1 protein-coding gene is annotated in these 341 nt (G+C 57.2%); it reads right to left on the bottom strand.

Features of this window, described 5'->3' with window-relative positions; all coding sequences use genetic code 11:
• The coding region (locus DXX99_RS11130) for a putative toxin-antitoxin system toxin component, PIN family (protein WP_115793510.1) at window positions 1-320 on the bottom strand (320 nt) is incomplete at its 3' end.
• Window positions 321-341: the final 21 nt, after the last annotated feature.

The following is a 341-nucleotide window of genomic DNA, read 5'->3' as shown; positions in this document are numbered from 1 at the left end:
CCGGCCTTGCCCTCTACGGCACACTCCAGAACCTTGTCATCCTCCGGATCCTTCTGCACTACAGAAATCCTCTCTTTCGGATACACCATCACTACCCAGGGAAGAGCGAGAATCCCCTCCAGCAGGTTAATCCTGTCTGCAACTGAACCCAGGACGGCGAACTTGTCCCGGACCAGGACGGCGGCGTACTCCCTCACCAACTCTGGGCTCACAACAGGTGTGAACTGGCCGAGTATCCAGGCATCGAGCACTTTCGCCGGATGGCTCCTTTTGCTCAAGAAGGCTGAGACCAGCACGCTGGTGTCAATTACCGCCCGCACTTCCGCACTTCCTCTATTTCC

Source organism: Ammonifex thiophilus (assembly GCF_003368535.1).
Lineage (GTDB): Bacteria > Bacillota > Desulfotomaculia > Desulfotomaculales > Ammonificaceae > Ammonifex > Ammonifex thiophilus.
Note: the sequence above shows the minus strand (reverse complement) of the source record. Positions and strands in the feature narration are given on the sequence as shown.